8 protein-coding genes are annotated in these 7,613 nt (G+C 57.3%); 3 read left to right on the plus strand and 5 right to left on the minus strand.

Annotated features, from left to right (window positions below):
• Positions 1 to 1,160 (minus strand): DEAD/DEAH box helicase (locus ABWP81_RS06625; RefSeq protein ID WP_353140446.1); only part of this gene is annotated, 1,160 nt, incomplete at its 3' end.
• 171 nt (positions 1,161 to 1,331) lie between these two features.
• Between ABWP81_RS06625 and ABWP81_RS06630 the strand changes: the two genes are divergently transcribed.
• A complete protein-coding gene (locus ABWP81_RS06630) occupies positions 1,332 to 2,147 on the plus strand; it encodes a hypothetical protein (RefSeq protein ID WP_353132945.1) in 816 nt (271 codons plus the stop codon).
• Positions 2,148 to 2,166: 19 nt separating this feature from the next.
• Here the strand turns inward: ABWP81_RS06630 and ABWP81_RS06635 are convergent, their stop codons facing one another.
• Both ABWP81_RS06635 and dcd read right to left on the minus strand, forming a co-directional pair.
• Positions 2,167 to 3,000, minus strand: a complete 834-nt coding sequence (locus tag ABWP81_RS06635) for a Rossmann-like and DUF2520 domain-containing protein (RefSeq protein ID WP_353140448.1) — start codon at positions 2,998 to 3,000, stop codon at positions 2,167 to 2,169.
• Entirely contained in the window at positions 3,001 to 3,576 is a 576-nt protein-coding gene (dcd, locus tag ABWP81_RS06640; RefSeq protein ID WP_353140450.1) for a dCTP deaminase, read from the minus strand.
• Between the two features lie 118 nt (positions 3,577 to 3,694).
• Between dcd and ABWP81_RS06645 the strand changes: the two genes are divergently transcribed.
• A complete protein-coding gene (locus ABWP81_RS06645; protein ID WP_353140452.1) occupies positions 3,695 to 4,669 on the plus strand; it encodes a Bug family tripartite tricarboxylate transporter substrate binding protein in 975 nt (324 codons plus the stop codon).
• 25 nt (positions 4,670 to 4,694) lie between these two features.
• A complete protein-coding gene (locus tag ABWP81_RS06650) occupies positions 4,695 to 6,065 on the plus strand; it encodes an MmgE/PrpD family protein (protein WP_353140454.1) in 1,371 nt (456 codons plus the stop codon).
• On the opposite strand, the gene ABWP81_RS06655 is transcribed toward ABWP81_RS06650, so the two are convergent.
• A complete protein-coding gene (locus ABWP81_RS06655; RefSeq protein WP_353140456.1) occupies positions 6,062 to 7,111 on the minus strand; it encodes an adenosine deaminase in 1,050 nt (349 codons plus the stop codon). The two genes, ABWP81_RS06650 and ABWP81_RS06655, sit on opposite strands and share 4 nt — an antisense overlap.
• 46 nt (positions 7,112 to 7,157) lie before the next feature.
• A partial coding sequence (locus ABWP81_RS06660) for an MOFRL family protein (RefSeq protein ID WP_353140458.1) occupies positions 7,158 to 7,613 on the minus strand: 456 nt, incomplete at its 5' end.

A 7,613-nucleotide genomic window follows, 5' to 3' on the forward strand; every position in this document is an offset into this window, starting at 1 on the left:
CGCTCGCGCGGACGGTCTTGTTCGACGGCTACGTTTTCTAAAGTGATTTTGGTCTTGAGCAATTTCTCAATATCAGCCACCAAGCGTTGGTCGCTGCTCGACACAAAGCTGATGGCGTGGCCCAAAGCACCCGCGCGGCCCGTGCGACCAATGCGGTGCACATAGTCTTCGGCGTTGAAAGGAATGTCAAAGTTAAACACCGCAGGCACGTCTTTGATGTCAAGGCCGCGGGCGGCCACATCGGTACACACCAACAAATCGACTTCGCCTTTTTTGAAGCCTTCGAGGGCTTTCAGGCGTTCGTCTTGGCTTTTGTCGCCGTGCAAAGCACTGGTGCGATAACCGTCGCGCTCCAACGCGCGGGCCAAACGGGCGCAGCCGAGTTTGCTGTTGCAAAACACAAAGGCTTGCTTCATGCCGTTGGTTTTGATGAGGTGGCGCAGCGCGTTGTATTTGTCGTCCACGCTCACGCTGTAAAACAACTGCGTGATGGTGGCGGCTGTTTCGTTAGGACGCGCCACTTCGATGGTGACGGGGTTTTGCAAATAGCTGCCCGCCAAGCGTTTGATCTCGTTTGAGAACGTGGCCGAAAACAACAGCGTGGTGCGCGTCTTGGGCAAGTGGCTCAAGATGCGTTGAAGGTCTGGCAAAAAGCCGATGTCCAACATGCGGTCGGCTTCGTCGAGCACCACGTATTCAACTTGGTTGAGCACCACGTTTTTGGCTTCGATGTGATCCAGCAAACGGCCGGGCGTGGCCACCAAAACTTCGACGCCTTTTTTCAGCTCAAGGGTTTGAGGCTTCATGTCCATGCCACCAAAAACCACCATGCTGCGCAAGTTGGTATGCACCGCGTACTGCTTGATTTGCTGGGCGACTTGATCGGCCAGCTCACGCGTGGGCAGCAGCACCAAGGCACGCACAGGGTGGCGCGCGGGCGAGGTAGAGCTGTTTTCGTGTTTGAGCAAACGTTGAAGCAAGGGCAGCGAGAACGCGGCTGTTTTGCCAGTGCCGGTTTGCGCGGCACCCATCACATCTTGGCCCGTCAGAACCACGGGAATGGCCTCGGCTTGGATGGGAGTCATAGTTTCGTAGCCCATTTCGGCTACGGCACGTGCCAGCGCGGGGGCCAGCTGCAAATTAGAAAAAGAGGTCGTCATGTTTGGGGCATATTGTCGCATTGTGGGCGGCTAGGCCAAAAACCCCTTCATTAATCAGAATTAATCACTTCATCCTCATGCCGACAGCAGAGGTGCCCGATTCAATTAGGGTGTTGCCCGATTGCAACGTGGCTTGCATGAACCGAGAATTTTTATTTGAAAGAAACTTCTATGCTGCTCACCCGCTTGATCTTGACGCTCGCCCTTGCACTGGGTTTGACAGGCTGCGAAACCCTGACATCCACCCCAAGCAAACAAGCTAAAACGACCGACGTTAAGACCTTGCTGTGGGTGGGCAATAGCTTCTTTTATTACAACAACTCCATGCACGGCCATGTGGGCCAGTTGCTAAGTGCGGCAGGCGGCAAAGGCTACAGGGCCACGTCGGCCACCATCAGCGGCTCAGGCATCAACTGGCACGATGTAGAGGCCCACTTTAAGCCAGGCGGCGTGGCCAGCTACTCATTTGTGGGCGACAACGAGGTGGTGTTCAACACCTTCGACAAGCCTTTTGACGGCGTGATGATGATGGATTGCAGCCAGTGCCCCGTTCACCCGAAGCTGCAGCCTATTTTTTATGAGTTCACCAAAAAGCATAGCGATACAGCGCGCAAATACGGTGCAGAGCCAATTCTGTTTATGTCTTGGGCCTATGCAGACAAGCCAGAAATGACCATTCAACTGGCCAACGAATACATCAAGGCAGGCAAACAAAACAAGGCGTTGGTGGTGCCCGCAGGGTTGGCTTTTGCCAACTCTCTGGCGCAACGCCCAGACTTAAATTTGTACGTGGCTGACAAGCGTCACCCCAGCCTGATGGGCACCTACTTGGCCGCCAGCACCGTGATGGCTTCGGTCTACAAACAAAACCCTATCGGCAACACCTACGCCGCGGGTTTGCCTAAAGACGTGGCAGCACATTTGCAAAAAGTGGCTTGGGAAACAGCACAAACCTTCCACGCCAAAGAAGGTCGCGGCAGTTTGTAATGCGGCTTAAGCACTGGGCTTAGGCCCGCTGCTTTAGCTCGGCTGCCAATTGGCTGAGCAAGGCGTAGGCCTCCCCCGCAGGGGCATTCCACTGCTGCACGATTGCGCCCTGCGCCTGCACCACAGCTTTGTCACCCCTCGCGGCTGGGCCAGTCAAAGCCTTTGCAGGGCCCATGGACAGCACGTTGTCCACCGTGCTTGTGAGCAAAGCCTCGGTTAGCGGGCGCATCAGCTCTAGCGGCACACCTGCGCTGCGCCAAGCGTCTTGCGCAATGCCTTGCAACACCACGGTGAAGTTGCTGCTAAATACCGCCGCAGCGTGGTACAGAGGTTTGTCGGCACTGGCAATCTCGAAGCAACGCCCGCCAATGGCGGTAAGCATGGTGTGCAGCCAAGCCAGCGCATCAGCATCGCCCTCTAGTCCGCAAGGTGTGCCAGCAAACTGGCGCACGCCTGTGTCGGGCGATGCAAAGTTCAGCACGGGATGAGCGCTAGCCGCATGACAACCCAAGGCTTGCAAGGGCTTCAACACGGCAGCGCTTAAAAAACCACTGTTGTGAAAAACAATCGCACCCGCCAGTTTGGCGCCCTGCGCGTCGGCCAAGGCCTGCGCAACCGCGCCCACTTGGGCATCGGGCACGCTGAGCAGCCAAACATCGGCGGGGCGCATTGGCTGCAGCGCAGCCACAGGTTTGCCAGCCCCCACAAACTGCGCGGCTTGCTCGGCGCTGCTGAAGCTGCGCGAATGCAGGTCTTGCACCTGCACTCGGGCCTGCTGATGTAACAAGGCCGCGAGGGTTTGGCCCACGCGGCCGCAACCGATGACGTTGAGTTTGATGTTGGGGGTGGTCAATTAAGTCTTGGGCAGCGTGACGCCCACTTGACCTTGGTACTTGCCGCCACGGTCTTTGTAGCTGGTTTCGCACACGTCGTCTTTGTCGCTCTCAAAGAACAGCACTTGGGCACAGCCCTCGCCTGCGTAAATCTTGGCGGGCAGCGGCGTGGTGTTGGAGAACTCCAAGGTCACATAGCCTTCCCACTCGGGCTCAAAAGGCGTGACGTTGACAATGATGCCGCAGCGCGCATAGGTGCTCTTACCCAAGCAAATGGTCAGCACGTTGCGCGGAATGCGGAAGTACTCCATGGTGCGAGCCAGCGCAAAGCTATTGGGCGGGATGATGCACACATCCGACTCGATGTCCACGAAGCTCTTTGGATCAAAGTTTTTCGGATCCACCACCGTGCTATAGATATTAGTGAAAACCTTGAACTCGGGCGCGCAACGGATGTCGTAGCCGTAGCTACTGGTGCCGTAGCTGACAATTTTTTCGCCTGCTGCGTTTTGGCGGATTTGGCCGGGCTCGAAGGGCTCGATCATGCCGTGCTCTTGCGCCATGCGGCGGATCCATTTGTCGCTCTTGATGCTCATCGTTCAACCTTTGAATAGAGTTTGTATTTTAGACACGCTGTCGCCCTGTGGACTGTTGGCGACACCCAAGCCGCAAACGATCGCATACGATATTTTTCTGGTCCATGAAGGAGTCACTATGAAACGCCGCACACTCTTGCAAGCCTCGCCTTTGCTTTTCGGTTTATCTGAAACGGCTCTGGCCCAAGCACCCTATCCCAACAAACCCATCCGCTACATCGTGGCCGTGGCAGCAGGCGGAGGTTCAGACATGATTGGCCGCACATTTTGCGAACGCCTCAGTAAAGTGTTGGGCCAAAACGTGTTGGTCGACAACCAAAGCGGTGGTGGTGGTGTGATTGCTTCACAAGCCACAGCACGTGCTACCCCCGATGGCTACACGCTCATGCAAGGCTACGTGGCCACTCACGGCACTGCGCCAGCCACGCGCAAATTAGCCTACGACCCTATCAAAGACTTCACGCCGATTGGCATGATTGGCAGCACGCCCAATGTGTTGGTGGTGAACACAGCGCTGCCTCCCACCGACGTCAAATCGTTCATTGATTACGTCAAGAAAAATCCTGGCCAGATTTCTTATGGCTCAGCGGGTGCAGGCTCTCTCACGCACTTGACCGCAGAGTTGTTCAAAGGGCAAACCAACACCTTCATGGTGCACATTCCCTACCGCGGCATTGCGCCCGCCACCACCGATTTGATCGCCGGGCAAACCCAAGCCATGTTTCCAGGCTTGGCCGCTGCACTGCCGCACATTCGCAGCGGCCGCTTACGTCCCCTCGCGGTCACAGGCACACAACGTCACCCCGCACTGAAAGATGTACCGACCATGGAAGAAGCGGGCCTCAAAGGCTTTGATGCACAGCAGTGGTACGGCGTGGTTGGGCCAGCAGGTATGCCAGCCCCCTTGGTCACACAGCTCAACAACGCCATGGCCCAAGTGTTGGCCATGCCCGATTTGCGCGAAAAGCTGAGCGCCGAAGCCGTGGAACTGACACCCATGACCCCCGCTCAATTCGGGGACTACATGAAAAAAGATTTGGCACGCTGGACCGCACTGGCCCGCGAACGCAACATCAACTTAGACAACACCTAATTTAAAAAACTGAAACGGAAGCCTCATGACAGTCAACATCGCCGCAGCGGCAGACCACCACGCCCCGGCCATCACCGCGCAATTGGCACACTTTGTGTCGCAACACCCCACGCAGGGGTGGAGCGATGCGGTGGAACACGAGGCTCACCGCACCTTTTTGAACTGGTTGGGTTGCGCCATCGGCGCTGCCAAACACGAAGCGGTCGATGCAGCCTTGGCCGCAGTGCAAATGTTGGCTCCTGCGCCTCAAGCCACATTGGCTGGCCGCACTGAGCGCGTGGACATGGCCAGTGCTGCGTTGATCAACGGCATCTCCTCGCACACCTTTGATTACGACGACACCCACCTCAAAACCATCATCCATCCCGCAGGCCCTGTGGCCTCTGCGGTGATGGCTTTGGCCGAGCACCAAAACAGTTCAGGCCGCCAAGTGATGGACGCCATCGTGTTGGGCATTGATGTGGCTTGCCGCATGGGCAACTTGGTCTACCCCCAGCACTACGATCGCGGCTGGCACATCACGGGCTCCACTGGCACGCTGGGTGCAGCTGCCGCCTGCGCACGTTTGCTGGGCTTGAGCGAACAACAAACCACCATGGCGCTTGGCATTGCCGCCTCGCAGCCCATTGGCTTGCGTGAACAGTTTGGCACCATGACCAAGCCCTTCCACCCCGGCGGTGCAGCACGCGCAGGCTTGATGTCGGCTTTGATGGCACAACACGGCTTTACCTCCAGCGCTCGATCGCTCGAAGCCCCACGTGGCTGGGCCCAAGTGGTGTCTACCAAATACGACTGGCGCGAAGCACAAGACGAGTTAGGTCAGCGCTTTGAGATCAGCTTCAACGCCTACAAACCCTTTGCTTGCGGCATCGTGATTCACCCCAGCATCGACGCCTGCGCGCAACTGCGCGAGCAAGGCGTGAAGCCCGAAGACTTGACCCGCATCGACTTGCGCGTGCATCCATTGGTGCTGGAATTGACAGGCAAGAAAACACCGCAAGACGGCTTGCAAGGCAAGTTCAGCGTGTACCACGGCTGCGCAGTGGGCCTGATCTTTGGCCGTGCAGGCGAAGCAGAATTCTCTGACCACATCGTGTGTCGCGACGACGTGGTGGCTTTGCGCGACAAGGTGAACGCCGTGGTGGACGCATCGGTACGCGAAGAAAGCGTGTACGTGACCGCGCACTTGAAAGACGGCCGCACCGTGGACGTGCATGTGGAGCACGCCATTGGTTCACTGCAACGCCCCATGACCGATGCCATGCTGGAGCGCAAGTTCCACGATTTGGCTGACCCGATTTTGGGCGCTGAGCGTAGCAATCAAATCATTCAGGCTTGCTGGACTTTGGGCAAAGCACCCAACTTGCAAAGCTTGCTGGCCCTGCTCAAGCCTTAATCCTGCTCAGGAAACTTTTGGAATGTTTGCTTGAGTGCGTGCAGCCAAATGTTTTTTTGCACCTGTGGTGCAAAGCTGGCTTCAAAACTATTGCTAGCCAGCACGTAGGCTTGCTGCGCGGTTAAGCCTGTGGCTTCAAAGGTCTGCACAAAGTTGTCGTTGATGTAGCCGCCAAAGTAGGCAGGATCGTCCGAGTTGATGGTCACGCACAAGCCTGCTTCTAGCAGTTGGCCAATGTTGTGATTTTTCAAGTCAGGAAACACGCACAGCTTTTGGTTGGACAGCGGACACACCGTGAGTGGTGTGCGGTCTTGGGCCAAGCGTGTCATCAACGCGGCATCGTGCACGGCTTGCACGCCGTGATCGATGCGATCAACGCGCAACACATCCAAAGCACTCCAGATGTAGGCCGGTGGACCCTCTTCGCCGGCGTGCGCCACCAAGTGCAGACCATGCGCGTGCGCCAGGGCAAACACGTTTTTGAATTTTTCAGGTGGGTGGCCCACTTCACTGGAGTCCAAGCCCACGCCAATAAACTTGGACCTAAAGGGCAAGGCTTCGTTGAAGGTTTGCAGCGCGGCCAATTCGGTCAGGTGACGCAAGAAACACAAAATGAGTTGCGCGCTCACACCCAGTTGCGCTTGCGCATCCACACACGCGCGGTGCAAACCGTTGATGACGGAGGACATAGGCACGCCACGATCGGTGTGGGTTTGTGGGTCAAAGAAAATCTCAGCGTGCACCACGTGGTCCGCTGCTGCGCGTTGCAAATAAGCCCACGCCATGTCGTAGAAATCTTGCTCATGCAACAGCACGCTGGCACCCGCGTAATAAATGTCCAAAAAGCTTTGCAGGTTGTCAAAGGCATAGGCGGCACGCAAGGCCTCTACGTTGGCATAAGGCAGCGTCACACCATTGCGATCGGCCAGCGCAAAGATAAGCTCAGGCTCTAGCGATCCCTCGATGTGGATGTGCAGCTCGGCCTTGGGCATCTCGCGCAAGAGCTGGGGCAAACGGTGTGGGGCAATGGCGTGAACTTGGAACATGGCTTTCTCCTAACGTGTGCACATGCTAGCTTGAACAACACCCGACTCAAAGCACCAACATCGCCCGAAAGTCGTTCACATTGGTGTGCGTGGGGCCCGTGACCACCAAATCGCCCACAGCCTCAAAGAAGCCATAGGCGTCGTTGCGGTCTAGACAGTCGGCGGCTTTGATGCCGACGGCCTCAGCACGGGCTAGGGTGTCGGGCAGTACGCGTGCGCCAGCGTTGTCTTCGATGCCGTCAATGCCGTCGGTGTCGGCTGCGATGGCCCAGACGTTGGGTTGCGCTTGCAAGGCCACGGCTAGGCCGAGGCAAAACTCACCTGCTCTACCGCCTCTTCCGGGCCGAGCGTGCGGCAGAGCGCTCTGCTCCGTGTCCCCCGCCCGCTGCGCGGTCTCCTCCTTGACCTGCGCAGATCGCTCTGCCACACGCTCGGCCTTTCGGATGGTCACCGTGGTTTCGCCGCCACTCAGGATGACGCATGGTTTTTGAAACGGGCCTTT

The organism is Limnohabitans sp., assembly GCF_040401135.1.
GTDB lineage: Bacteria > Pseudomonadota > Gammaproteobacteria > Burkholderiales > Burkholderiaceae_C > Limnohabitans.

Excerpts from the sequence above, each read along its gene's own strand:
- dcd (WP_353140450.1), bottom strand. The coding sequence starts at position 3,576 with ATGAGCATCAAGAGCGACAAATGGATCCGCCGCATGGCGCAAGAGCAC.
- ABWP81_RS06645 (WP_353140452.1), top strand. The coding sequence starts at position 3,695 with ATGAAACGCCGCACACTCTTGCAAGCCTCGCCTTTGCTTTTCGGTTTA.
- ABWP81_RS06655 (WP_353140456.1), bottom strand. The coding sequence starts at position 7,111 with ATGTTCCAAGTTCACGCCATTGCCCCACACCGTTTGCCCCAGCTCTTG.
- ABWP81_RS06630 (WP_353132945.1), top strand. The coding sequence starts at position 1,332 with ATGCTGCTCACCCGCTTGATCTTGACGCTCGCCCTTGCACTGGGTTTG.
- ABWP81_RS06650 (WP_353140454.1), top strand. The coding sequence starts at position 4,695 with ATGACAGTCAACATCGCCGCAGCGGCAGACCACCACGCCCCGGCCATC.